20 protein-coding genes and 1 pseudogene are annotated in these 24,225 nt (G+C 41.9%); 7 read left to right on the top strand and 14 right to left on the bottom strand.

From position 1 onward, the window contains the following. Positions 1-43: 43 nt before the first annotated feature. The 3 genes from D7Z94_RS00955 to D7Z94_RS00945 form a co-directional block, all read right to left on the bottom strand. Entirely contained in the window at positions 44-376 is a 333-nt protein-coding gene (locus tag D7Z94_RS00955) for a hypothetical protein (RefSeq protein ID WP_120709643.1), read from the bottom strand. A 215-nt stretch (positions 377-591) separates the two neighbouring features. Then, on the bottom strand, positions 592-783 hold the full coding sequence (locus D7Z94_RS00950) for a cold-shock protein (RefSeq protein WP_120710820.1): 192 nt from the start codon (positions 781-783) through the stop codon (positions 592-594). 73 nt (positions 784-856) lie between these two features. Further along, entirely contained in the window at positions 857-2,002 is a 1,146-nt protein-coding gene (locus D7Z94_RS00945; RefSeq protein WP_170158828.1) for a fatty acid desaturase family protein, read from the bottom strand. A 712-nt stretch (positions 2,003-2,714) separates the two neighbouring features. Between D7Z94_RS00945 and D7Z94_RS00935 the strand changes: the two genes are divergently transcribed. Then, positions 2,715-3,581, top strand: coding sequence for a sigma-70 family RNA polymerase sigma factor (locus D7Z94_RS00935; protein WP_120709641.1), 867 nt, complete (start codon positions 2,715-2,717; stop codon positions 3,579-3,581). A 284-nt stretch (positions 3,582-3,865) separates the two neighbouring features. Here D7Z94_RS00935 and D7Z94_RS00930 read toward each other — a convergent pair. The 6 genes and pseudogenes from D7Z94_RS00930 to D7Z94_RS00905 form a co-directional block, all read right to left on the bottom strand. Then, a pseudogene (locus tag D7Z94_RS00930) lies at positions 3,866-4,129 on the bottom strand (integrase core domain-containing protein); the annotation flags it as partial. A gap of 46 nt (positions 4,130-4,175) precedes the next feature. Then, positions 4,176-5,591, bottom strand: coding sequence for a DUF2231 domain-containing protein (locus tag D7Z94_RS00925; RefSeq protein WP_120709639.1), 1,416 nt, complete (start codon positions 5,589-5,591; stop codon positions 4,176-4,178). Positions 5,592-5,597: 6 nt separating this feature from the next. Further along, positions 5,598-6,512 carry a beta-propeller domain-containing protein gene (locus D7Z94_RS00920; protein WP_120709638.1) on the bottom strand — a complete coding sequence of 305 codons (915 nt, stop codon included), beginning with the start codon at positions 6,510-6,512 and terminating at the stop codon, positions 5,598-5,600. Positions 6,513-6,537: 25 nt separating this feature from the next. After that, the gene (locus D7Z94_RS00915) at positions 6,538-7,983 is read right to left on the bottom strand and encodes a DUF1501 domain-containing protein (protein WP_170158827.1); all 1,446 of its coding nucleotides are present in this window, start codon (positions 7,981-7,983) and stop codon (positions 6,538-6,540) included. Continuing rightward, a complete protein-coding gene (locus tag D7Z94_RS00910; RefSeq protein ID WP_245967116.1) occupies positions 7,983-10,988 on the bottom strand; it encodes a PSD1 and planctomycete cytochrome C domain-containing protein in 3,006 nt (1,001 codons plus the stop codon). Before D7Z94_RS00910 ends, D7Z94_RS00915 begins: the two co-directional genes overlap by 1 nt. A gap of 174 nt (positions 10,989-11,162) precedes the next feature. Further along, positions 11,163-11,864, bottom strand: a complete 702-nt coding sequence (locus D7Z94_RS00905; RefSeq protein ID WP_120709637.1) for a hypothetical protein — start codon at positions 11,862-11,864, stop codon at positions 11,163-11,165. Positions 11,865-12,181: 317 nt separating this feature from the next. Between D7Z94_RS00905 and pta the strand changes: the two genes are divergently transcribed. From pta to D7Z94_RS00890, 3 genes are all read left to right on the top strand, one after another. Continuing rightward, positions 12,182-14,275: a phosphate acetyltransferase gene (gene pta, locus D7Z94_RS00900; RefSeq protein WP_120709636.1), complete on the top strand. Its 2,094-nt coding sequence runs from the start codon at positions 12,182-12,184 to the stop codon at positions 14,273-14,275. A 77-nt stretch (positions 14,276-14,352) separates the two neighbouring features. Continuing rightward, positions 14,353-15,543: an acetate/propionate family kinase gene (locus tag D7Z94_RS00895; protein ID WP_120709635.1), complete on the top strand. Its 1,191-nt coding sequence runs from the start codon at positions 14,353-14,355 to the stop codon at positions 15,541-15,543. A 180-nt stretch (positions 15,544-15,723) separates the two neighbouring features. After that, positions 15,724-16,026 (top strand): hypothetical protein, encoded by a 303-nt coding sequence (locus tag D7Z94_RS00890; RefSeq protein WP_120709634.1) that lies wholly within the window; start codon positions 15,724-15,726, stop codon positions 16,024-16,026. Here D7Z94_RS00890 and D7Z94_RS00885 read toward each other — a convergent pair. Then, complete coding sequence (locus D7Z94_RS00885) at positions 16,023-16,964, bottom strand: NAD-dependent epimerase/dehydratase family protein (protein ID WP_120709633.1); 942 nt, start codon at positions 16,962-16,964, stop codon at positions 16,023-16,025. The genes D7Z94_RS00890 and D7Z94_RS00885 overlap by 4 nt on opposite strands. Positions 16,965-17,029: 65 nt before the next feature. On the opposite strand from D7Z94_RS00885, the gene D7Z94_RS00880 reads away from it, so the two are divergent. Both D7Z94_RS00880 and D7Z94_RS00875 read left to right on the top strand, forming a co-directional pair. Continuing rightward, on the top strand, positions 17,030-17,527 hold the full coding sequence (locus D7Z94_RS00880; protein WP_120709632.1) for a hypothetical protein: 498 nt from the start codon (positions 17,030-17,032) through the stop codon (positions 17,525-17,527). A gap of 43 nt (positions 17,528-17,570) precedes the next feature. Then, the gene (locus D7Z94_RS00875; RefSeq protein WP_120709631.1) at positions 17,571-18,668 is read left to right on the top strand and encodes a DUF2652 domain-containing protein; all 1,098 of its coding nucleotides are present in this window, start codon (positions 17,571-17,573) and stop codon (positions 18,666-18,668) included. On the opposite strand, the gene D7Z94_RS00870 is transcribed toward D7Z94_RS00875, so the two are convergent. Both D7Z94_RS00870 and D7Z94_RS00865 read right to left on the bottom strand, forming a co-directional pair. After that, complete coding sequence (locus D7Z94_RS00870) at positions 18,665-18,988, bottom strand: ArsR/SmtB family transcription factor (protein WP_120709630.1); 324 nt, start codon at positions 18,986-18,988, stop codon at positions 18,665-18,667. The two genes, D7Z94_RS00875 and D7Z94_RS00870, sit on opposite strands and share 4 nt — an antisense overlap. Then, complete coding sequence (locus D7Z94_RS00865; RefSeq protein ID WP_120709629.1) at positions 18,978-19,406, bottom strand: SRPBCC family protein; 429 nt, start codon at positions 19,404-19,406, stop codon at positions 18,978-18,980. The genes D7Z94_RS00870 and D7Z94_RS00865 overlap by 11 nt, the downstream gene beginning before the upstream one ends. Before the next feature lie 260 nt (positions 19,407-19,666). On the opposite strand from D7Z94_RS00865, the gene D7Z94_RS00860 reads away from it, so the two are divergent. Next, positions 19,667-22,900, top strand: a complete 3,234-nt coding sequence (locus D7Z94_RS00860) for a WD40/YVTN/BNR-like repeat-containing protein (RefSeq protein WP_120709628.1) — start codon at positions 19,667-19,669, stop codon at positions 22,898-22,900. 28 nt (positions 22,901-22,928) lie between these two features. On the opposite strand, the gene D7Z94_RS00855 is transcribed toward D7Z94_RS00860, so the two are convergent. Next, positions 22,929-23,636, bottom strand: a complete 708-nt coding sequence (locus D7Z94_RS00855; RefSeq protein ID WP_120709627.1) for a tetratricopeptide repeat protein — start codon at positions 23,634-23,636, stop codon at positions 22,929-22,931. Between the two features lie 157 nt (positions 23,637-23,793). Beyond that, complete coding sequence (locus D7Z94_RS00850; protein ID WP_120709626.1) at positions 23,794-24,168, bottom strand: hypothetical protein; 375 nt, start codon at positions 24,166-24,168, stop codon at positions 23,794-23,796. Positions 24,169-24,225 lie beyond the last annotated feature (57 nt).

Raw genomic sequence — 24,225 nt, 5'->3', positions numbered from 1 at the left:
AAGTGATTATCCTTGGGATTCAATCCTAATTAGATTTGAAACATCACTCTTGAAGGTTTTGCCCTGGCATAAGCTTTTGTAAGCGTATCACGGTAGATGTTTCCTTGTTATAATCTTCCCAAACTCGATCATTCCCAATAAACGAGATGATAAAACTTTCCCCAATGTTTTGATTCTCATGTAGCGGGTATTTTTTGAGTATGACTGACAAAATTTCATCGAAAACAACTATTTTTTCCTCACCCTTTTCTGTTTTACAACAAAATGAATACCCATTTTCAACACGGCCAATGAAGATACCTTCTACCTTATTTATTTGGTCTATTCTTTGGTGTGGAGAGATTGCCAATGAGGTCAGAAATATAAAGAATAACATGGTTGACATAATGATTTTATATCCTTTAAAAAAGAGGTTCTGTTGTTCGGGTTTATGTTCAAATACCCTTTTATCGTTAAGATGTCCTGTTTATTTTTGAATATTGGAGTCAATAACCAAAGTTTGATTTTGGTCTTTTCACATAAACATGGGATATGATGTAAAATGCCATCTTTTAAAGATGGCATTTTATTGATATGGGAATAAGTGGTTTTTTAGGCCAATTCCACATTTACCGCGTTCATTCCCTTTTCTCCTTTTTCCACGGTGAACTTAACATTATCATTTTCACGAATCTTGTCAATAAGACCGCTTTGATGAACAAAGATGTCCTCATCGGAATCCACAGGCTTAATAAAGCCGAATCCTTTGGCATTGTTGAAAAACTTTACTGTTCCTTCTTGCATTACTTTATATTTATTGTTTATTATTCTATTAAATGTTTGTATTATAATATTCATTGTTCTTTACTTTATTGTATTAAAAATTGAGATTCGATTGTGTGGTTATGGGCTGCATTTTTCCCAATTTGCGCAAAACTCCAACATGATCCCTAATGGCTGCGGCAAACGTTCGTTTTGTATTATAGGGCATTCCATATTCTCTTGCGGTAGCCGCCACGATATTTGATATTTTTTTGTAATGTACGTGACAGACATTGGGTAAAAGATGATGTTCTATTTGATAGTTCAATCCCCCGATCAACCAAGAAAAAAAACTGCTTTTAGGCGCAAAATTGGTCGTGGTGGCCAATTGGTGTGAATACCAATCTCCTTCGATCAAACCATCTTCATCAGGAAGGGGAAATTCTGTACTGGGCATAATATGGGCCACCTGGAAGATAGTACTGATCAAAAGACCAGTTACAAAGTGCATGCTAAGAAATGCCAAGATGATTATCCAAGGAGCCAGCGGTACTGTCAACATTGGTATGGTTAGGGCATAGGAATAGTATAGCAACTTCCAGCCGGTTACCTTTATAATTTCATTTCTGAATTCATTCTTTTTGCTCATGTATCCCATCTTCCTGTAGCGGACGAGTCGAATGAAGTCCTTGGCCGTAACCCATGAAACGGTGGACAGGCCATAAAAGAACCATACATACCAATGTTGAAACCTATGCAGTATATTTTTCTTCGCATGTGGAGAAAACCTAAGGAAAAACGGGGCATTTATATCATCGTCCGCTCCTTCTATATTTGTATAGGTATGGTGCAGTACATTGTGTTGTATCTTCCATACCGTGGCATTCGCACCTATCAAGTTCATAGTGTACCCCAGGTATTTGTTTACTCTTTGATTTTTGGAGTATGCGCCATGGATGGCATCGTGCATGATGCCCATTCCTATTCCAGCCATACCAATACCACTGGTTATATATAAGGCAAAAAGCAGCCATGGTGACGCAATGGCGCCAATATTGATAAAAACAAGAGGGACAAAGAACACTGCTAACATCAGAATGGTCTTACCGACCATACTTTTGTTCGCATGCTTACTGATATTATTTGTTTTGAAATATTGGTTTACCCTGTTCCTAACTGTTTTTGAGAAATCAGAGTTTGTTCTTTTTGAAAATTTTGGCTTATTGATGCCATCATTTGTGGTTTGATTTTTTTTCCACATGTAGTTTAAAGGATAATAGCAAGCGCAATCTGTTTATGATATGTTGAACGATTATACCTGTCCTTGTACTACTTAATATTAGTAGATTATGACGGCAAGCTTCCCCACCCTGAACGCCTGGCTTAAAATGTTATTTAAAAATTACCTTAAAAAGAAGAGAGCTGAAAATAAATCGAGAATTGGGTAAGACTAAATGAATCTAGGCTTTCTGAATTTTAACACGGTAAAGGTACGACTAGTTTGAGTAGTATTTCTAAATAGCGTGTTAAATGTTGAAAATAAGTATTTTATGTTTTTAGTTCTTATGCGGAAGCGGGCACCTGAAACTAATTTATAAAATTGAAAGACCGATTGCCCAAAAACCATATAAGAAATGTTCCTGAACAAAATAAAAGGGATAAAACATTTTGGTCCCGATTAAAATCCTTTCCTTTACACATATCACGGATTATGGACAACTATTGTTCCAATCCTTAAATAAAAAAGATAGCCCTCTCCTTACCTGTATTTAATTCCCTAGGACCGCTTCTTGGTTATTTTCTGCTTGTACCAATATTTTTAATTTCAAATACCGTCAAGGCCAAAGTCCAAAGCCTGGGTTTCATAGAAAGTGTATTTCCCGGGCATTCCGTTAAGAATCTTGAAAATATCCAAGGGGGGCAGCGGAAACTTGATACATGTAAAAACGAAATCCCGATAAAATAGGAATACAATGAGACCCCTTGCAATATCAAAGCAAATTACTAATAGGGATAGTTCCTCTCTCAACAAATATCTTAATGATATTGGACGCATTCCGATGATCACCACTGAGGAAGAGGTTGATTTGGCTGTTCGTATAAGGCAAGGAGACACAAAGGCTTTGGAAAGATTGGTTTCGGCCAATTTGAGGTTTGTGGTTTCGGTTGCCAAGCAATATCAATTTAAAGGACTATACCTGCATGACCTAATCAATGAAGGGAATCTTGGACTGGTCGGGGCGGCAACAAAGTTTGACGAAACACGCGGGTTCAAGTTCATCTCTTATGCAGTTTGGTGGATTCGTCAGGGAATCATACAAGCACTGACCGAAAAATCGAGAATGGTCAGATTGCCCCTGAACAAGATTAATGTAATCAATAAAATCAGTAAAATTTCTTCACATTTCGAACAAGTACATCAAAGAGCACCTATTGCGGAAGAAATATCAGAATTAATCGATTTCTCGATGGACGAGATTCAATTCTGTCTGAAACACTCTTCCAGGGCGATTTCAATGGACGAACCTTTAAAAATTGGTGATGGGGATTTGAATTTGGGCAATATCATACGTTCCGACAGTTCTAGCAGCCCAGAAACAAAACTTATTAAGGACTCATTGGCATCTGAAATCGAAGACCTACTGAATATTCTTCCATCTCGTGAAGCTTATGTAATCAAGATGTGCTTCGGTATTGGTGTAATAGTTCCTTTAACATTGGATGAAATTGGTAGTAATTTGGACATTACAAAGGAAAGAGCAAGACAGCTCAAATCAACTGCTTTGCTGCGCTTGAGACAATCTTCATCGTCTCAAATACTTAAGGATTACTTAGAATAGACACATTTCATAAAATATATTTATGAAAGGACGATTACCCAGCATATTTTAATAAAGTTTCTTTTTTAGAACACTTGTTTAAGTCTATTATCATTGAGAATGATGGGGTGCAAAGTATGCTCGTCTTTTTTGGAGGTACTGAATAATCAAGGGCTCAGTTTATTAGGCAGATTAGAAGCAAAACAGGCGCAAAAAGCATTATTTAAAATTGGACAAAGCTCCTTATTAGTTTTAACATAGTGGATTTAGGAGTACCAGCCACTACTTAACCTGACAGTCTTAGGTTATTCCGACACTTGAAAAGAACCTTTAAGCTCATTGTATTCGACGAGCTTTTCTTTTGCTAAAAGTATGGAATCCTCAAAAGTCTGCAAAGGAATCTTTCCGTAGCAGTGTTTTCCTGTACGCGTCCTTTCGGTGTTGTACCATCCGATCCACTGATCTAGGTCATTTTGTAGCTCTTCGATGGACTTATAGACCTTCTTTCTGAAAGCGACAAAGAAAAACTCGTTCTGCATGGTCTTGTGGAAACGTTCACAGATACCATTTACAACAAATATCCACAGCGGTTATAGGAAATTCCACGCCGATATTTTACTTATAGGTCTCTCTCTTGTAAATAATGGTAAGATTTTTATATTCTTCCTGGAGTCGGACGGCCAGCGTATCGCCTATATGGGTTTTCCAGAGATAGATACTTTTTAGCCTACTAAGTTTAGGGAGCAGGTCGATTAGTCCCTCCGAGACTTTGGTGTCATACAAATTTAGGGATTCCAGATGGGCCAATTTTGATAAATGCTGAATTCCATTGTCCGAGATAACGTTTCCGCTGAGGTTCAGTTTTACAAGATTTTCCAGTTGCCCAAGTTTTTGAAGATGTTCATCCGTCACTCCTGAATGGCTTAGGTCCAGCCAAACCAATTGTTCTTTAAGGTTTAACAACAAATCCAGGTCGGTCCGGGCAATTTTTCTTTCGCTAAGGCTAAAATTGGCGTCGAGAAAGTAGTTATCCCGCATCAGGCGGTTTATAATAAAACCATTGTCCGTTAGGGAATCGATGAGTGTTGTGTTCGGCGGGTCTACAGTTTGGTTAAAAATACTGTTTTTGTCCAGCCCAAGATAAGTATATACGGTTTCGGTTATTTCCTTTTTGCTATCAAGTTTGGTAACGTACCCCTTGGGGAAGGCTCCGGCCGTAATCCAGAATTCAATAATATCCACTTCCTCATCGGTTAAAGGTCTTTTGCCTTCAGAAGGCATAAAATCATCATGGTTTTCGGGAAGTGTAATGCGTCTAAAAAGCTCACTTGCCCCTGCATCGCCTACAACCACTACTTCCCCATTTTCACCTCCTTTCATCAGTTCGGAATAGGAGGTTAACAGTAAATCTCCTTTCTTTTTCCCAGGATTGTGGCAGCTAACACATTTACCATCCATCATGGGCTGCACCAGATCCAGATAGATATCGGCAGAATCCAAAACAGTCACTTTTGGTCTAGGTTCTTTCTTGGGAGGGAGTCCGGCCATACCTCTAATAGGATTAGGGGCATATTCCAGTAAATAGGTTTGACCATGGGTGAGATTGCCTCCCAAATGGCCTGTATAGGTAATGGTGATGGCAACTAAAACAACCAATGACCATTTTACAAATTGAGCATTTTTGCCTTGCTTTTTAAAAACGAGATAACAGGCCAAGGACAATGCCAAGACCATTATTCCGCTCCATTGATGCCAGAATAAAGTGTCGGTATCATAATCTCCCGAAAGGGATAATAAATACCCGAACAGTACGGCAAGAAATGCGCTGAAGGAACCGAGCGCCCAGAGGTAATGGAGAAAAGGTTGTATAGGTTGGAATTTAGGCCAACGACTGGCAAATTGTGCAATAGCTGCCAGTATCAAAAACCCAATGGGCAGATGTACTACTAGCGGATGGAATCGCCCAAAAAAAATAAGGATGTCCGCAGGATCTTCTAGAAAGCCAAAATTGAGCATAAGGATCAACTCCATTCAGTTCTATTTAAGGGGCTTTCCCAACAAAGGCTTTCCGTTAGTGGTTAGTATTTGAAAATGGTGAACGCTGTGGCCGGAATAACTCCAGACCTTATTTTTATGCTTGTCCAGCTCTAAAAGTTTTACGCCTTCCTTTGCACCATAACTGGCAATGACGGTATTGCCGTTGGACAATCTTTGGGCACCGCAAGGATCGGCCAAGGGGTTTCCTTCCAGATCGGCATTGTCCACTTTCCATACTACTTTTCCTTCTGGATCCATTTCGATGACTTTATTGCCGTGTGTAAGTGTTATCAGGGTATTGCCATTTTTTAATCGGATGGCCGTAAAGGGCCAATTCTCATCCGCTTTTCCCCCAAAATCCTCCAAATCCGTTCGAAAAGAACGGATTACTTTGCCGTTACTGTCGTATTCCTTTACTGCGAATGCCAATAAATGGGGAACCAGATAGTTGCCGTTTTCTAATTTTCTTGCCATACGTGTCTGCATATGTACATTGTCGGTTTCCGGTAGCAAGGGAACACTTTGGACCACCTTTCCATTTGTGTCCACTTCAATTATTCTGGGCTTGGTACCCGATTCCGTAATCATCGTATTTCCATTTTGTAACCGGACAGCGGTTCCCAATTCCATTGATTTCTCAGCTCTTTTATAGGAGAAAACGACTTCTTTTTTCGTGTTGTATTCCAATATCTCATCTGCCCAGCAAATCAATAGATTTCCACTTTCCAAAACATATCCGTCCCTTGCTCCCGGTCTTCCGGAATTCCAAAGTTCTTCCCCCGCTTCGTCAATGATACCCGTAAATTGGGGCCCGGCCATAAAGAATGAATGCTTGATCTCCGCAGTCTTTTGACCTATCAATAGTATGGGCAGCAAAAGAAAAATGAATATTCCCTTTTTGGAAAAGTTGTGCATATTGGTTTTTCTTTCGTTTAAAGTTTCAAGCCAAAATATCTTTCATAACATGCCCATGTACATCGGTCAAACGCATATCCCGACCTCCAAAACGAAAAGTCAATTGTTCATGGTTTATTCCCATCAGGTGCATGATAGTGGCATGTAGGTCGTGAATGGTAACTTCGTTCTCAATGACCCGATAACCATACTCATCCGTTTTGCCAAATATGGTACCTCCTTTTACTCCGGCCCCGGCCATCCACATGCTAAAGGCTGAAGGGTTGTGGTCTCGTCCATCGGTACCTTGGGCAAAAGGAGTCCGGCCAAACTCACCGGTCCAAACGACCAAGGTGTCCTCTAACATGCCACGGGATTTCAAATCTTTTAATAGCCCGGCAATGGGTTGGTCTACGGCATGGGCATTTCGTTCATGTCCGTCCCTTAGATTGCTATGCTGATCCCAGCGATCTGCCGCTACCTTGGGGCAAGTCAATTCAATAAACCGGACTCCTCGTTCTACCAAACGTCTTGCCAATAGGCACTGGGCCGCATAACCTCTGGTGTGTGGATCATCGGAATCAAATCCATATAACTTTTTGGTCGCCTTGGATTCTTCCTTGAATTCTGTAAGTTCGGGAATGGAAGACTGCATCTTATAGGCCAGCTCGTAATTGGAAATAGCCGATTCCACAGCATCCACTTCTCCCATTTTGCCGATGAGGCTATTGTCCAGTTGCTTGATGAACTGCAATTTTTCTTCCTGTAAGTTCTTAACCCTTTCCAAAGGCTTAATGTTGGCTACGGGTTCTACCCCGGTCCTTAAGATGGAAGCCTGGTAGGAGGCCGGTAGAAACCCGTTCTTGAAATTGTCCAGGCCACCAGGAGGAATCAAACCACCATCCAAAACCACATAACCAGGAATGTTCTTGTTCTCGCTTCCTAGGCCATAAGTCATCCAGGATCCCATACTGGGCCGTCCCTGAATACCGCTGCCGGTATGCAAAAAATAATTAGCATTGGTGTGCTCTGGAAAATTAGAGGTCATGGACCGGATCAATGCAATATCGTCCACGCATGTTGCGATATGTGGAAATAGTGAGCTTACGGGCATGCCACACTCGCCATACTGTTTAAATTCCCATGGGCTTTTCAAGATTTTCCCAACGTTATCGAATTGAGTGGCGTCTACCTTGAATTTTTTTTTGGGGTCTTCCCCATTTTCTTTGGCGAGTCGGGGTTTGGGGTCAAACGAATCTACTTGGGATACCCCACCATCCATATACAAAAAGATAATGTTTTTGGCCTTGGGCATGTAATGGGGCCCAAGGGATAGACCGGTTTCCGCAGCACTATTTTTTGGTCGATCACAGCCAAAAGGCAATACACCGAACAGACTTGTAAAAGCAAGTGCGCCAAAACCTCCCTTACAAATACCCAGCATTTCACGGCGTGACAGGGGGCGTTGCATAAAATTGTTGAAATGGCCCATTAGATCAAGTATATAAATTCTTTTAAATTAAAAATACTATGGCAGAAATCCTTCCAGATAAGAATTTCTATGTCCGAATCGGTTTTTGACGCGGATTCCATTTTCCGTAGTCCGCTTATAAATTGTTTTGCTTTGTTTATTTCCTCTGGATTAGGTTTTCTGGAGAAGGTTCGCCTATAGATCCATTCGATTTTTTGATCGAAGGTCAGTTCTTTTTGGGCGAGTAGTTTCTCAGCCATGATTTGTGCCTGCTGCGCTATGAAGGGATCGTTCATTAAAGTGAGCGATTGTGCCGGTACGTTAGTTACATTGCGATTGCCAAAGGTGCTAAACGGAATGGGACGGTCAAAAGTGACCATCATGGGTTCCAGGAAATTACGACGAACTTCCTGATAAATGCTTCTTCTACCTGCACCATCCATAGGTCCGGATTGGTTGGGCCGTCCCCGACCTTGCATAAACTCGGTAAGATAGGTCTTTACAGGAGGACCATACATGGTAGAATCCAAACTTCCGGAAACGGCCAACACGCCATCACGAATTGCCTCGGCCTGCAATCGCCGCACAGGGAAAGAAGCCAGATAGATATTGTTCGGATCTTTGCTCGTAAGTTCGTCATTTCTGGCAGTACTTCTTTTAAATGCCTGGGAAGTAACAATGCTACGAACCATTTTTTTTATGGACCATTCTTCTTTTTGGAATTTAATGGCGAGATAATCCAACAGCTCCGGATGGGAAGGCAATTTGCCCTGTAATCCAAAATTGTCAACGGTCTCTACAATGCCCTTGCCAAAAAGATGATGCCAGATACGATTGACCATTACCCGTGCCGTTAAGGGGTTTTCCTCGTTCAGCATAGCTTCTGCCAATTCCAGGCGTCCGCTTCCCTTTGATGTGAAAGGAACATTGCCCAAAGGTAGTGCTGATAAGAACCGTCTGGGGATATCTTCCTCTAAAAGATCATTATGATCGCCCCTATTAAATACAGGGCTATTGATACCAAAACCATCGGTAATGGCATAGAAAAAAGAATCGCTGTCCAATTTTTCGACCAGTTGGCGATTACTGTCCATTGCAGTAGCCAATTCTGGAAACTTGGATGGAAGTCTCCCTTCCTTTAACTTTTGATTTAGTCCTTTAACTAAACCTGCTGAAAGGTCCAAGGTGGGCCAATCTTCTTTTTCTACAGGCTTTCCGTTAATTGGGCGTTTCATTTCAACGGGCCATTCCGTATCATAGGTAACGGCATATTGGGCTTCAATAAAAGCATTTTCGGGTAAGCTATAATAATGACCTTTGTAGCCGCCGGGAAGAATTTCGATATAGGCCTTATGCCCCTTCCATGGACTGATATCGAAAACGTAATTATTCCAGGCTTTGGCATTGATTTGTTGCTCAAGTTCCCCATAAATGGGATTCTGGATCAATTGAAAATTATCTATGATAATCCGGATCGTACTATGCATACCTCGTGCCCGGACCCCAATGTAATCCGTATCTAGAATAAAATTAGGAGATTGTAGGGAGCCTAACACTCCGGTACCCAATGTTTTGCTGGAAGCTCTACCTTCATCCAACCCCAACAGCTTTCCTGAGGTTTTATCCACCAAGGGATTTCCCAAAGTTGTTCGTTTTCCAAAGGCGAGCCCGTTCGTTATCCATCCATCAAAATTGGAATTTCTAAAATCGCCGATAATTTTAAAAGGTGCGTCCCGGGGCAAATCCTTTTTTTGTAATTCCCCTGAGGCAGTCATTTCCTGTACGTCTTTTTGCGTCCAGGAATCGGCTATTATTTTTCGCATGTACAGATTCAAATCCTGAATTTCCTCTGCGGTCTGTCGGGTGGTCATCGAAATATCGGCAATGGGCGCAAAGCGGGTACTCTCCATTATACCATACAGAGCATAATAATCGTCCGCCGAAATAGGGTCGAATTTATGATCATGGCATTTGGCACAGGAAACCGTTAAACCCTGAAAGGTTTTACTGGTTACATCTATCATGTTATCAATGCGGTCCGCTTCTTCTTTTTTGATGTCCACCGGACTATGTTTGCCTTCGCCCATTACATAAAATGCCGTTCCCATAGGTGATTCGGAAATGTCCATTTCTTTGTTTTCACGGGGCTCTTCCAATAAATCTCCGGCCAGATGCTCCCTTAAAAGTTGATCATAGGGTAGGTCTTGGTTGAAGGCACGTATGAGATAGTCGCGATACTTATAGGCCCCTACAATAGGATAATCAAATTCATGGCCCTTGGTCTCGGCATAGCGGACCAGATCCATCCAATGGCGGGCCCAACGCTCACCATATCCTGTAGAATTGAGGTAACTATCTACCATGTTTTCGTAAGCATCCTTAGAAGTATCGGCAATAAAGTGTTGCACATCTTCGGGTGAAGGAGGTAGACCTGTTAGCAAGTAGGACACCCTTCGAATAAGCGTATTCTTGTCTGCCTGGGAAGACTTCATTAAACCTTTTTGCTGTATTCGCATATTGATCAACGAATCAATCGCTTTACTTTCGTTATGGGCAATTTCGGTTTCCGGTTTTATAAATGCCCAATGGGATTTCCATTCAGCGCCCTGATCGATCCATTTTTCCAAAAGTGCTTTTTCCCGTATGGTCAATTTGTAATTTGAATCCGGTGGGGGCATAACCATATCTTCGGCCTCATGATTGATGCGGTAGATCAATTGACTTTTTGAGGGCTTTCCTGGCACAATGGCATGCCCACCTTCCTTTAGGAGAGCTGTTGCCCCTTCATAGGTGTCCAATCGCAGCTCGGCTTTTCTACCGCTGGCATCGGGCCCGTGGCAGAGATAGCAATTCTGTACCAAAATGGGCCGAATATGAAAATTGAAATCCACCGTTTCCGGTAATGGTTCGGAAAATTGTGTGTTATCGCCACAAGAAGATATTAGGAGACACAATGACCCAATCGCAATTACGATATTTCTTTTTTGGGAGAACACCATTCCGGATTTATTAAGGCTTCCTATCAAATATAAAGATTAAAATCGTAGTATTCCATTACACAGGGTGCCCAGGATGTTACTTTTCCAACATTTGGGAAATTTAGAAGTGCCAGGAGGAGATGGTTATTTTAAGTCTGTGCGCATCATGGGAATGGGGGTGAACGGGATATGCCGAGCAACGTAGGCGATTGTTTGCATAATCTATTTTCGTCTCGACCAAATTTCATACATCGGTTCTCCTTTGCTGTTTTTGCCTTTGTGATGCCAGTCCCTATCCTTAATCTCATAATTGAATTTTAAGGATGCCCCGACACGGGAGTTGTCCCTGGAAAAATATTCAATGTTCTCCATATAAACACCATCTTCTGAGGAAAAGGAACCACCTCCAGTACCGAAGAATTTCATGGTTTCCGTATTATAGGCAATCCATTGGAAACGATCGCCCTGTAGATATTTCAAGGTCTTTCTGGGATTTTCCTCGCCTCTGCGTTCTTGGCCGTTATCCGGTCCACGTGTGGCAAAAAGCCATGGTCCGTCCAGATCCTGTTGGGTTTTCTTAGAAAGGGTGAAGCTTAACGCCTGACCATTTTCTAGGGTAAGCTTTTTCCCCGTCATCGAATAGGGCAAGGTCAGCTCGGTAAGACCATCCGCCTCATGGTTGGAGTTAAATTCCAACTTCACTGTAAGATTGTTGTCCGCAACGGTGTAAAACCCACCTAGGGTTTTAATGAATTTAGCGGGCGATTTTTCATAAACGGAGTGGATCAAATAGTTCCCATTTATTTTTAGTTCGTGATGAACGTTGTCCGCGTCGGCATGATAAATGCCGGGAGTAATTTGTCCGGTAGTAGACCAGATGGGGATTAACAAGCATATCCATAGTAATTTTTGTGCCAGTTTCATTTTTCTTTGGATTTAGTGTTGGAACTTCAATATATGTAAGCAGTCCCTAAATTCTTGGGAATTCCTTAAGAACCAAAGTACGAAAGAATTGTCAAAATTTTAAAGGGTACGGATAGAAAAGCCGTCTTTTTAAGGTTTCATTTACTTCACAATGTTCCTTCAACGTATTCTTTTAGATCCGGACAAATTACGGGCTAGATCTATGCAGGAAATCGGATTGTAAAAACAACCTATGTTAAGCTTTTGATCTTTTACGTTTTCCACTGCAATTCCCGAACAAGAATGCTATAAATTTGCAGTTTCAATAGTACAAATCCATGAATAAAGCAGTTTATATTGCCACCACGCAGCCCAAGAGCGGCAAATCCATCGTTTCCCTAGGCCTTATGCAGGTATTGCTGGGCAGGGCTGCTAAGGTAGGCTACTTCAGGCCCATTATCGATGACTATGATCCCGGCAAAATGGACAATCATATAGAAACGGTGATATCCTATTTTAATTTGGATCTGGAACATGATGATGCCTATGCCTATACCCGTAGCGATGTGGTAAAAAAGCTGAACAAAGACAAAGAGGATGAAGTGCTGGACAAGATTATTGAAAAGTACAAGGCCATTGAGGAGCGTTTTGACTTTGTGCTGGTAGAAGGTACGGACTTTACTGGTGAGGGAGGTATTATCGAGTGGGACATCAATGTTTTAATGGCCAAGAATCTAGGTATTCCAACCATAATTGTTACCAGTGGAGTGGATAAGACATTGGATGAATTCATTGGTGATATGTATTTGGCCTATGATTCCTTTAAGGAACAGAAGGTGGAAGTATTGATGATGGTGGCCAACAAGATACAACCTGAAAACATTGGCCTTGTTACGGAAGCTCTTAAAAAAGACTTGCCCAAAGAGGTTTTGATCGGGGCCATTCCCTTAAATCCTGTTTTGGGAAACCCCACCATTAAGGAGATCGCGGATGAACTGAACGGAGAGGTTTTGTTCGGGGCGTCTTATTTGAATAATCAGGCCGGGCATTTTGGGGTAGGCGCCATGCAATTGCGTAACTATTTAAATCATTTGAGGGATGACGGGCTTGTCATTACTCCTGGAGATAGGGCAGATATCATTCTGGGAGCTTTACAGGCCAATATTTCCACCAACTACCCGACTGTCTCCGGTATTATTCTTACAGGGGGTTTAAAACCGGAAGAACCCATAATTAAACTTATTCAAGGACTTTCGGAAGTAGTACCGATTATTTCCGTGAAGGAAGGGACCTTTCATATTACTAACCGAATAGGAGCCATAACGCCTAAAATCTATGCCAAGAACACCAAAAAGATAACCGCTTCCATTCAGGATTTTGCAAAATTCACGCCTGAAGTAGAGCTAGCGGAACGTTTGGTAACATTTTCGTCCAATGGTATTACCCCAAGAATGTTCCAGTACAATATTGTAAAAATGGCCCAGGCCAATAAAAAACATATTGTACTACCTGAAGGCACGGACGAACGCATCCTTAGGGCCGCACAGGAATTGTTAGATACAAACGCCGTTGACATTACGTTGTTGGGTGCTATTGAACAAATCAAGGAAAAAATAGTACAGCTGGACCTGGATTTGGATTTGTCCAAGGTTTCCATTATCGACCCGGCAAAGGCCGAAACTTTTGACGAATATGTAGAGACCCTTTATGAGTTGCGCAAACATAAAAATTTAAACCGCACTATGGCGCGTGACCTTATGACCGATGTTTCCTATTTTGGTACCATGATGGTCTACAAGGGCCATGCCGATGGGATGGTTTCCGGTGCGGTCCATACCACACAACATACCATACGACCTGCACTTCAATTTGTAAAGACATTACCCGGAGTGTCCTTGGTATCTTCGGTTTTTTTCATGTGCCTTCCTAGTCGTGTGGTGGTTTTTGGTGATTGTGCCATTAATCCAAACCCAACCGCTGAACAACTGTCGGAAATTGCCATTTCCTCGGCCCAATCGGGCATTGCCTTTGGCATTGAACCCAAGATAGCGATGTTATCCTATTCGTCTGGGAGTTCCGGAACCGGAGAGGATGTGGAACGGGTTCGTCAAGCTACCGAACTCGTTAGAAAGAAGCGGCCCGACTTAAAAATCGAAGGACCCATACAGTATGACGCCGCAGTGGACTTAAGGGTAGGAAAAAGCAAACTCCCCGATTCCGATGTGGCCGGGCAGGCGACCATATTTATTTTCCCTGACCTTAATACAGGTAACAATACCTATAAGGCCGTACAACGGGAGACAGGCGCCCTAGCCATAGGCCCTATATTACAGGGGCTTAAAAAACCTGTGAACGATTTAAGTCGCGGCAGTACCGTGGAGGACGTAATAAATACGGTTATCATTACTGCCATACAGGCGCAGGCCATGTGAGTCAAAAAAAGCAAAAGTTTTTCCAAGAACCAAGTGAAATTGTGGTACGTCCTAAAGAATACTACTATTTTTAGCCCATGAATATTTTAATTCTAAATTCCGGAAGCTCGTCCATAAAATTCCAGTTGATACAAATGCCTTCGGAACAAATTACCTGTTCTGGAATCGTAGAGCGCATTGGTTCGGAAGAGGCTACTTTAACGTACAAGGGGAACGATAAAACTTTACGCCATGTGGATAGCATAAAGACCCATAAATTGGGTTTGCAGAAAGTTTTGGAAATTCTTTTGGATACCAAAAATGGGGCAATCGATAATATTGATGAAATTGATGCAGTAGGACATAGGGTAGTTCATGGTGGAGATTCCTATTCCAAAACCACTTGGGTTACTAACGAGGTAAAAAAAGAAATCCGGGAATTTTCCACCTTGGCACCGTTGCACAACCCGCATAATCTAGAAGGTATTCAAATTGCCGAACAGCTATTTCCAAAGGCTAAGCAAGTTGCGGTTTTTGACACGGCCTTTCATCAAACAATTCCTGTTAAGGCGCACAAATATGCCATCCCCAATAGGTTTTATACAGATTATGGTATCCGATCCTATGGGTTCCACGGAACAAGCCATAAGTATGTTTCCGAAAAGGCCATGGATTACTTAAAAAAAGAGAAATCCAAAATAATTACGATCCATCTCGGAAACGGATGTAGCATTACGGCTTTGGTCGATGGCCAAAGTGCTGACCACAGTTTGGGCTTTGCCCCTTCCAATGGGCTCATTATGGGTTCTCGAAGTGGGGATATTGACCACGCCCTTATTTTTCACCTAGTGAACACTTTGGGGTATTCTTTGGATGAGGTAAACCACCTTTTGAACAAGAAAAGCGGGATGCTAGGGCTGACCGGCCACAGCGATTTGCGTGATATTCAATCGAAGGCCGAAAATGGGGACAAGGATTGCCAACTTGCCTTGCAAATGAACGCCTATCGCATTAAAAAGTACATTGGGGCGTATACCACTGTAATGAATGGCCTGGATGCCATTGTATTCACTGCGGGAATCGGTGAAAACTCCAGTGTGTTGAGGAAACTTATCTGTACGGATATGTCCTATCTAGGCATTGTCCTGGACGACCATAAAAATGAAATGGATTCCGGTACATTACGGGAAATAAATGCAGCAACCTCGGAAGTAAAGATTCTTGTCATTGCCACCAATGAGGAATTGGAAATCGCCAAACAGACATTTGATTTGTGTTCCGAGGCTTGATATCCTTCATGAATTTGAAAAGACTTCTTTAAGATTTTCTACCATAGTTCATATTTCAAGGTAAGCAACAATAAGGCTAAACCATTGCTTAGTATGAATTGGAAATCGACGTACTTGGTTTTTAAGGTAATCCCCTATTGCGCTAACCCTGATTTTTGCTTAACTTTTGGTCACGTAATTATGGACAACCTAAGAAGAGTCATAGTAGATTTCAAAAAGCTGACCCCGGAAGTACTTAAACTCCTGGTGGACAAGTATCCAGATGGGTACGATGATCGCAATATCATCACTTTTAAAAATGCCCAAGGGGAACGTATTGAAGCTGTGGAGGTTACTACCGAAGATACCAAATACTTGGTGAAGATCAGTGCTAAGCTAGAGTATACCATGGAGAATTATGATGAGGACGATTACGAGGATTTTGCTGCGGATGACCCGGCCGCTGTGGTCGACCCCAAAGAGATGCTGGAAGAAGATGACTAAGCCTTTAAATTCCCCAACATCACTTTCGTAGTTTTCTCCAAATCAAAATCGGGTTTCCAGCCCCAGTCCTGTCTCGCTTTGGAATCATCAATGCTATTGGGCCAAGAATCTGCAATGTCCTGTCTAAAATCAGGTTTATAGGAAATCTCGAATTCCGGAATGTGTTCCTTAATGTTTTGAGCAATTTCTTTAGGAGAAAAGCTCATGGCAGATAGGTTGTATGAGGAACGTACCTTAACTTTTTCGGCTTCTGTTGCCATAAGCTGTTGGGTAGCTTTTATGGCGTCATCCATAAACATCATGGGTAGTTTAGTATCCTCATTCAAAAAACAGCCATACGCGCCTTCAGCCAAGGCCTTATGATAAATTTCCACGGCGTAGTCCGTGGTTCCACCGCCTGGTTGTGTCTTCCAACTTATTAGTCCAGGGTAACGAAGGCTACGTACATCCACCCCAAATTTGTGATGATAATAGTCGCACCATCGCTCGCCGGACTGTTTGCTTATGCCGTAGACCGTACTCGGCTCCATTATTGTATTTTGAGGGGTGTTCGTTTTTGGGGTATTGGGACCAAAGACTGCGATACTTGACGGCCAAAAAATTTTTTTTATCTTTTTGTCCTTGGCAAGGTTCAAAACATTGAACAGGGAGTTCATATTCAGGTTCCAGGCCCGTTCCGGAAACTTCTCGGCCGTTGCACTGAGCATAGCGGCCATAAGATAAACCTCATCTATTTCATAATAGGCGACAACCTCTTCCAATACATCATAATCCGTGGCGTCCAATAGTTCAAAGGAACCGGAGTCCATCAAGTTTTCGCTTCCTTCCCTAATGTCGCTCGCAATAACGGATTCGTTGCCGTAGGTTTCCCTAAGGGCAAAGGTAAGCTCTGTGCCTATCTGTCCGCAAGCCCCTAAAATAAGTATGGATTTATGCATTTAAAATGAAGTTAAATGGATACCGGGGTAAAGATAACCGATTCTAAAATTTGTACCTTCGCGTTATGTTAAAATTCTTCGTTTTAGGAGTTGTTACCCTAGTATTTATTTCTTGTGGGTCCGGTAACAAACAGGAAGATACTACAGATACCTCGGTGTTTGACATATCCACGGAAAAATGGCCAAAAAAAACCGCAATACAGTCCAAGGCGATGGATATTTTAAAAAACTGGCCTGAATTCAACGCACTTGAAACGAGTTTTGATGCACTTTACTCGGTTGAGAACAAAGAAGACCTTAAGTTGGTTATTGAAGATTTAATCGAAAAACAAAAGCTATTGGCAGATTCGAAATATCCAGAACCTTTTGATATTTCCCAGATAAGGAGTAGGCAAAAAGTATTCAAGACCTATATTTTAAAGGCTAAAAACTATTTAGAATTTCAACAGGATTCCCACGAACCTACTTTGGAGATGATCAACGCCTACAACGGATTTCGGAATCATTTTAATATCATTGTCAACAATACCCTGGACACCAAACTTATATTGGAAGAAGGATAGGAAACTTGTTCATTGGTTGTTGAGGATTACTTGCATTACGATTATGTCAAAGTCACTTCTTTTTATTCCGGATATTTCAGGCTTTACCAAATTCGTACAGACGACAGAGGTTGAACACAGCCAACATGTAATTTCCGAACTGTTGGAAGTACTTATCGATGCCAATACCCAGGAGCTTGAATTAGCCGAAATAGAGGGGGATGCCCTCTTCTTTTACAAGGAAGACGAAGTACCTTCGCAAGAGCGGTTACTGGCTCAAATAGAAACTATGTTTACGGCGTTTCACAGTCATTTGAAGTTGTTGGAAAAAAATAGGATATGCCCCTGTAATGCCTGTGCCAGCGCACCGAAGCTTCAGCTCAAGGTAGTGGCACATTGTGGTGAATTACAATACATTGCCGTAAAAGGTAACCGAAAGCCATTTGGGCAACAAGTTATAGAGACCCATCGACTACTAAAAAATTCGATTGACAGTGATAATTATGTACTGATCAGTAAAAAATTGGCCAAGGAAATAGGATTGCCCATCTATTATTATAGTAAGGTTTTTAGGTTTAAAGAAGGGAAGGATAGCTACGATGACAAGGAAGTAGAATATATCTACGCATTGATCGATAAGGAAAAACTTAGCCTCAATGAGTTTTCCCAAGCCAAGAAGGTTAGTTTTGACAGGTCCCCGGACTTGATTCTTGATAAACAATTTCCAATTCCAGCTTCAGAACTCATGGAACTTATTACCAATTACAAATACCGCCCTCAATGGGTCAATGGGGTAGATGCCTTTGAGTTCAATGAAAATGAGGTCACTCGTTTGGGAACCGAGCATGTATGTGTCATTAATGGAAAGCATTTAAATTTTGTCACCATAACCAAGAAAGTTGATCCAGGGGTACTAGTTTATGGGGAGATGACTACGAATCTTCCTGTCGTGGATGCCTTATACCAATTTTATAGCTTAACTCCCCTTTCACAAACCTCATGTAATCTTAAAAGCGAAGTGTATTGGGAAGCCAAGTCGCTCTTTAAAAAGTTGATTATTTTCCTTTTTGTTCGCCGTATCTTTAAAAAAAATACCCAACAAGCCTTAGATGGCCTATACAGGTTCGTTGCGGATAAACGTTTGATAGCCAGTGATTCTTAGGATTTACTGTCCAAATAGGAACCAAGGTTGCCCAAAGCATTATCCCAAAAATGTTCGTAAAATTTAAGCCATTGGTTTACTTCTTTAAGCGGTTGTGCATCCGCTTGGCAATAGCGTTCCCTGCCTTTGGCATTGATTTGTACCAATCCGGCTTCTTCCAAAGTTTTTAAATGCTTGGTGATACCTTGTCTGCTAATTTCAAATTGATTGGAAATTTGGGTAATGGGCATTGCGGTGGCCGCCAACACCAAGGCGTGAAAAATTTCACGCCTTGTAGGGTCGGCAATGGCCTTTAGAATTTTGGTGATTTTATCCTGCATGGACTTCCTGTATTAGATACTTGGAAAGTTCCGACACACAATTGTCCCACCCGGCGTTAAAGCTGGTAAACATTTGTACCGCACTATCTCCGGGATACTTGGATATTCCCGAATGCTCCAAATACAGTTTGGTCTTACCCTCTACTTCATTCAATTCCCATTTAACCGTGGTTTCGGTATCCGTGTTCTGTACCGTCCAAGTGTACACCAGTGTATACGGATTTGCCTCTTTTACCACTCCGGTTATTTGGGTGCAACCGTGTTCCTCATCCGCAGTAAACGTGTAGTTGTAGCCGGTCTCTGCCTTAAAATCGGCATCAATGAACCACGCGGAAATTTCCTCGGCCTTGGAAATAGCATTCCATACCTTGTCGATGGAATGATCAAATAGGTGTTCTTTTGAAATTACATCTTTCATGACTGTTCGTTTTTTTAGATTAATATGCAACTATATGGTTGCAAATATAGCCAATATTTTTAAATACGCAACTTTTTGGTTGCATAAAATTGGATTTTGTATATAAAAAGATGTCAGATAGAGATTGACCAAGGTAATAAATCTGTTAAACGGGCATATTCAAGGTATTAATTCTATCCATACTATGTAAGAAAATAGATGCAAATTGTTTAAATTGCTTGGATTGACTAATTCGAAATATTGAAACTAATTTTAACACAATGAGAAGGCAAAAAATACTTTTTTATGCTTGTTTTTTGGTACTTGCCCAGTTGGGTATTGCACAACAAATAAACGAAAAGACTTTTGAGGGGCTTGAATTCAGAAGTTTGGGACCGGCATTGACCTCCGGTAGAATAGCCGATATTGCCATTCATCCCGAGAATGAAAACATCTGGTACGTGGCCGTGGGATCTGGGGGAGTTTGGAAGACGGTCAACTCGGGGACCACCTGGACCCCAATTTTTGATAAACAGAAAAGTTATTCCATAGGTTGTATCACTATAGACCCCAACAATCCACATACGGTCTGGGTAGGTACCGGTGAAAATGTAGGAGGTAGGCATGTAGGTTTTGGTGATGGAATCTATGTTAGCCATGACGATGGGAAAACCTGGAAGAACATGGGGCTGCAGAAATCTGAACACCTTTCCAAAATTATTGTCCATCCAGAAAATTCAGATATCATCTGGGTAGCATCGCAAGGACCCCTATGGAACAAAGGTGGTGAACGAGGTATTTATAAATCCATTGACGGCGGCACTTCATGGACAAGGACATTAGGGGACGATGAATGGACAGGAGCTACGGATTTGGTGCTCGACTATTCAGACCCCGACGTGTTGTACGCTGCTACCTGGCAGCGCCATAGAACCGTGGCGGCCTATTTGGGAGGTGGCCCGGGCTCAGGTATCCATAAAAGTATGGATGGCGGCAAAACCTGGTCAAAAATGACCGAAGGCATCCCAAAGTCCAATTTGGGTAAAATTGGGCTGGCAATTTCGCCATTCGATTCCGATGTCCTATATGCGGCCATTGAACTGGATCGAAAAAAGGGTGGTGTTTTTATCTCCTCCAACAAAGGACAATCTTGGATTAAGCAATCGGACGCGGTATCAGGGGGAACTGGACCCCACTACTATCAGGAGCTTTTTGCATCGCCCCATCAGGAAGGAAAGCTGTATTTGATGAGCAATTATGTACAGGTATCCGATAATCATGGAAAGACGTTCTATACGATGAACGAGAAGAATAAGCATGTGGATAGTCATGCCGTGGCGTTCAAGAAATCTGACCCAAACTATGTGTTATTCGGTACCGATGGGGGACTCTATGAAAGTTTTGACCTGACCAAGAGTTGGCGTTTTGTTGGGAATTTGCCCCTTATCCAATACTACAAAGTAGCCGTTGACGACACAGAACCTTTTTATAATATTTATGGAGGCACCCAGGACAATGGGTCTCATGGAGGTCCGAGTAGAACTAGAAGTGAGGATGGGATACTCAACAATGATTGGTGGATTACCCTCGGGGCGGATGGGCATCAATCCGCCGTTGAACCTGGAAACCCCAAGATTACCTATGGAGAGTACCAACAAGGATGGCTATGGCGTATAGACCAAACTACTGGGGAAACCGTTTTTATACAGCCACAACCGGCCGCAGGGGAACCCTATGAACGCTTTAATTGGGACGCACCCATTTTGGTAAGTCCGCATAACCCTACTAGATTGTATTTTGCATCGCAACGGGTATGGCGTTCCGATACTAGGGGAGATGAGTGGACTGCTATATCAAAGGACCTGACCCGTAATCAGAATAGAATAGCTTTACCTATAATGGGAGGCCAACAAAGTTGGGACAATGCTTGGGATGTAGACGCTATGTCCAACTACAATACGATAACCTCATTGGCGGAATCCCCCAAGCAGGAAGGCCTGCTCTATGCAGGTACGGATGATGGCATCATTCAGAGTACCGAAGATGGCGGAGCAACTTGGAACAAGATTGAAGTGGGCAGTATTAAAGGTGTACCTGCCACTGCGTTTGTAAATGATATCCGTGCGGACCTGTTCGATGCCAATATCGTCTATGCCGCTTTGGACAATCACAAGCACGGAGATTTTAAGCCTTACCTCATTAAAAGTAGGGATAAGGGAAAAACATGGACTTCCATAAATGGAAATTTACCCGAAACCTTGCTTACCTGGCGGTTGGTCCAAGATCATGTTAAAAAAGATCTTTTATTCGCTGCCACTGAATTTGGGGTTTATTTTACTTCGGATGGAGGGGTTAAATGGACGAAACTAAAGGGAGGCCTGCCTACCATTTCGTTTCGGGACATCACGATACAACGAAGGGAAGATGATTTGGTAGCTGCATCATTTGGCCGAGGTTTTTATGTTCTGGATGATTTAAGCCCAATACGAAGTTTCAATACATCCATGTTGAATGATGAAGCCACTTTATTTCCTTCCAAACCTGCGTATTGGTATATTCAAAAAGATGCAGTCTATGCTCAGGGAGATGCTCAGTACAAGGCCAAAAATCCACCTTTTGGAGCGGTATTCACCTATTTTTTGCCGGAAAAATTGAAATCCTTAAAGGAACGGCGTCAAGAAAGAGAGAAGAAAACCACAGAAATTACATTTCCCGGATGGGATGCCTTGGAGGCTGAAAAACGTCAAGATTCTCTTGCAATTATTCTTACGATAAAAGATAAGGAGGGTAAGGTTGTAAATCAGGTAAAGGGATCCAACAAACAAGGGTTTAACAGGGTAAGCTGGAACTTAAGATACCCCAATAAAGGCAAAGTAAAACTGAAGCCACCAGGGGTTAAGGAGGCATCTTCCAATACGGGTGTCATGGTTACCCCTGGTACATATACGGTGACCTTATCAAAAAGAATAGATGGTAAAATTACCCAAATGGCTGAGCCTCAAAGATTTGAGGTAATTCCGTTGGGCAAAGGCGCATTGGAAGGAGCTTCTTATGAAGAGATTACGGCTTTTACGGAAGAATATCACGCTTTTCAAAAAGATTTGACCGCCACAAATGCAGTCCTATCAAAGAACCTTATGTTGGTAAATGCCATGCAACGTGCCGCGGACAAATCCGACAAACCTTCAACCGACCTTATAAATAGTATTTATGAGGTAAGGGAGCGTTTGTTGAATATTGAGAAAGAACTAAAAGGAGATCAAACCAAGGGAGAGATCGGGGAACGTTCAGATCCCACACCCCAAAATGCCAATTCAGTAGCATCCACCGCATTACGGACAACCTACGGTCCTACGCCCAATCATAAGGCTTCCTTTTTACGTGGAAAAAATCAGTTGAAGGAAATTAAATCAAAATTGAAAATTGTAACGGACACTACTTTGCCCGCAATCGAAAGAGATTTAAAAGCTGCTGGAGCTCCATGGATAGAGGGACAAGGTCTTATTGAAGACTAAACAAAAAGGCGGGTAAACCCGCCTTTTTCTATTCTTTTTTCTCTGCTGCCTCTGGTGGCGGATTTTTCCGTGTTTCCAAGGCCTGCTTGCTCAAACTTGCCAAATTAAAATTGGGGTCCATAGCCAAGGCCTCATCTATCAAGGCCAAGGCTTCATCTATATTGTTCTTATCATTATTGTATTTTGTAAGCCCTTTTAAGTGGATAAAAGCTGCCTTTAAAGGAACCTCGTAGGGTTGTTGCCTTTCATAGAAAGCATATTTCATCTCATCTTTGGCATTGGCAATACCATATTCGATATTAACACTAGCTCCGGCAATGTCACCGGTTTGTATTTTTAAATCGGCCATTTCGTAGGCCAGATAAGCATTCGGGCTTCTTTTGAATAGTTCTTCAAACTGTTCCAGGGCCCGTTTAGGCTGGTTAAGCGCCTTTAGGGAAATGGCCTTTACCTGAACCGCTAAATCCGAGTCGGAATCCACCTTTTCTATTCCTATGGTGTTCAGGGCCTGTAAATGTTGATTATCATTGGCATAGATATACGCCAAGGTATCTTTTCTGGCCTTTGAGGGAGACAGGACGTTCAAATGTGTCATGGCATTGATTACACCATTAATATCTCCTTGTAAACGCATTTCCCTATAAAAGGCTTCGTAATGCTTTTGCAATTCTGTCGTGGTTTGGGCAGTAGCCATAAACCCAAGAGCAAGTGCCGAAACCAATACTATCTTCTTCATGTGTTATTAAATTTTGGTGCGCAAAACTATTAAAATTATTTGTAGAATCCTGTTAATAAATTACTTAATTCTATCGTTTTGGGCATGATAGGATATCGTGCAAATAAAAAAGGATGCCCATTGCGCATCCTTTTTATGTCTTATCTATTCAAAAAATTCAGACAGGGGTAAGTATCACTTCCTTGTTGGTGAACGTCCGCAATAGTCCCGCATAGAACCCGAGGCTTTTTGAATCCTTATCAACACATGACCTTAGGAAATCCTTTAGATTTTTAAAGAGCAAATTGGCATGTAGTGTTGGGAGGTATAGATTTATCTTTTTTGGGTCATAAGAGGTATCATCCATAATAATATCCATTTTCACCCGCTTTCTGTGATAGTCTATGGAGACATCCGCAGCGTTATAATACTTTTTAAGTAAGGCAATATGGAGTTTTTCAAATTTATCTGTCACTTTTTGGTTGGCACAGCTACGGGAGATCAGGTTTTCTACTTCCGTCAAAATCATCCCTTTTAGACTTGAATTTTCCATGGCAATCTTGTTTTAGATGTATCTAAAGTTATGTATTTCATCGATAAGTATCTAAAA

It is taken from the genome of Ulvibacterium marinum, assembly GCF_003626755.1.
Lineage (GTDB): Bacteria > Bacteroidota > Bacteroidia > Flavobacteriales > Flavobacteriaceae > Ulvibacterium > Ulvibacterium marinum.
The sequence above is the reverse complement of the archived record's forward strand: the minus strand, read 5'-3'. Positions and strand labels throughout refer to the sequence as shown.

Bases quoted from the DNA above. Each gene is read 5' to 3' on its own strand.
- D7Z94_RS00860 (WP_120709628.1), top strand. From the start codon at position 19,667: ATGAGAAGGCAAAAAATACTTTTTTATGCTTGTTTTTTGGTACTTGCC.
- D7Z94_RS00895 (WP_120709635.1), top strand. From the start codon at position 14,353: ATGAATATTTTAATTCTAAATTCCGGAAGCTCGTCCATAAAATTCCAG.
- D7Z94_RS00890 (WP_120709634.1), top strand. From the start codon at position 15,724: ATGGACAACCTAAGAAGAGTCATAGTAGATTTCAAAAAGCTGACCCCG.
- D7Z94_RS00850 (WP_120709626.1), bottom strand. From the start codon at position 24,168: ATGGAAAATTCAAGTCTAAAAGGGATGATTTTGACGGAAGTAGAAAAC.
- D7Z94_RS00885 (WP_120709633.1), bottom strand. From the start codon at position 16,964: ATGCATAAATCCATACTTATTTTAGGGGCTTGCGGACAGATAGGCACA.
- D7Z94_RS00855 (WP_120709627.1), bottom strand. From the start codon at position 23,636: ATGAAGAAGATAGTATTGGTTTCGGCACTTGCTCTTGGGTTTATGGCT.
- D7Z94_RS00920 (WP_120709638.1), bottom strand. From the start codon at position 6,512: ATGCACAACTTTTCCAAAAAGGGAATATTCATTTTTCTTTTGCTGCCC.
- pta (WP_120709636.1), top strand. From the start codon at position 12,182: ATGAATAAAGCAGTTTATATTGCCACCACGCAGCCCAAGAGCGGCAAA.
- D7Z94_RS00875 (WP_120709631.1), top strand. From the start codon at position 17,571: ATGTCAAAGTCACTTCTTTTTATTCCGGATATTTCAGGCTTTACCAAA.
- D7Z94_RS00880 (WP_120709632.1), top strand. From the start codon at position 17,030: ATGTTAAAATTCTTCGTTTTAGGAGTTGTTACCCTAGTATTTATTTCT.
- D7Z94_RS00935 (WP_120709641.1), top strand. From the start codon at position 2,715: ATGAGACCCCTTGCAATATCAAAGCAAATTACTAATAGGGATAGTTCC.
- D7Z94_RS00945 (WP_170158828.1), bottom strand. From the start codon at position 2,002: ATGTGGAAAAAAAATCAAACCACAAATGATGGCATCAATAAGCCAAAA.
- D7Z94_RS00905 (WP_120709637.1), bottom strand. From the start codon at position 11,864: ATGAAACTGGCACAAAAATTACTATGGATATGCTTGTTAATCCCCATC.
- D7Z94_RS00865 (WP_120709629.1), bottom strand. From the start codon at position 19,406: ATGAAAGATGTAATTTCAAAAGAACACCTATTTGATCATTCCATCGAC.
- D7Z94_RS00955 (WP_120709643.1), bottom strand. From the start codon at position 376: ATGTTATTCTTTATATTTCTGACCTCATTGGCAATCTCTCCACACCAA.
- D7Z94_RS00950 (WP_120710820.1), bottom strand. From the start codon at position 783: ATGCAAGAAGGAACAGTAAAGTTTTTCAACAATGCCAAAGGATTCGGC.
- D7Z94_RS00925 (WP_120709639.1), bottom strand. From the start codon at position 5,591: ATGGAGTTGATCCTTATGCTCAATTTTGGCTTTCTAGAAGATCCTGCG.
- D7Z94_RS00915 (WP_170158827.1), bottom strand. From the start codon at position 7,983: ATGGGCCATTTCAACAATTTTATGCAACGCCCCCTGTCACGCCGTGAA.
- D7Z94_RS00870 (WP_120709630.1), bottom strand. From the start codon at position 18,988: ATGCAGGATAAAATCACCAAAATTCTAAAGGCCATTGCCGACCCTACA.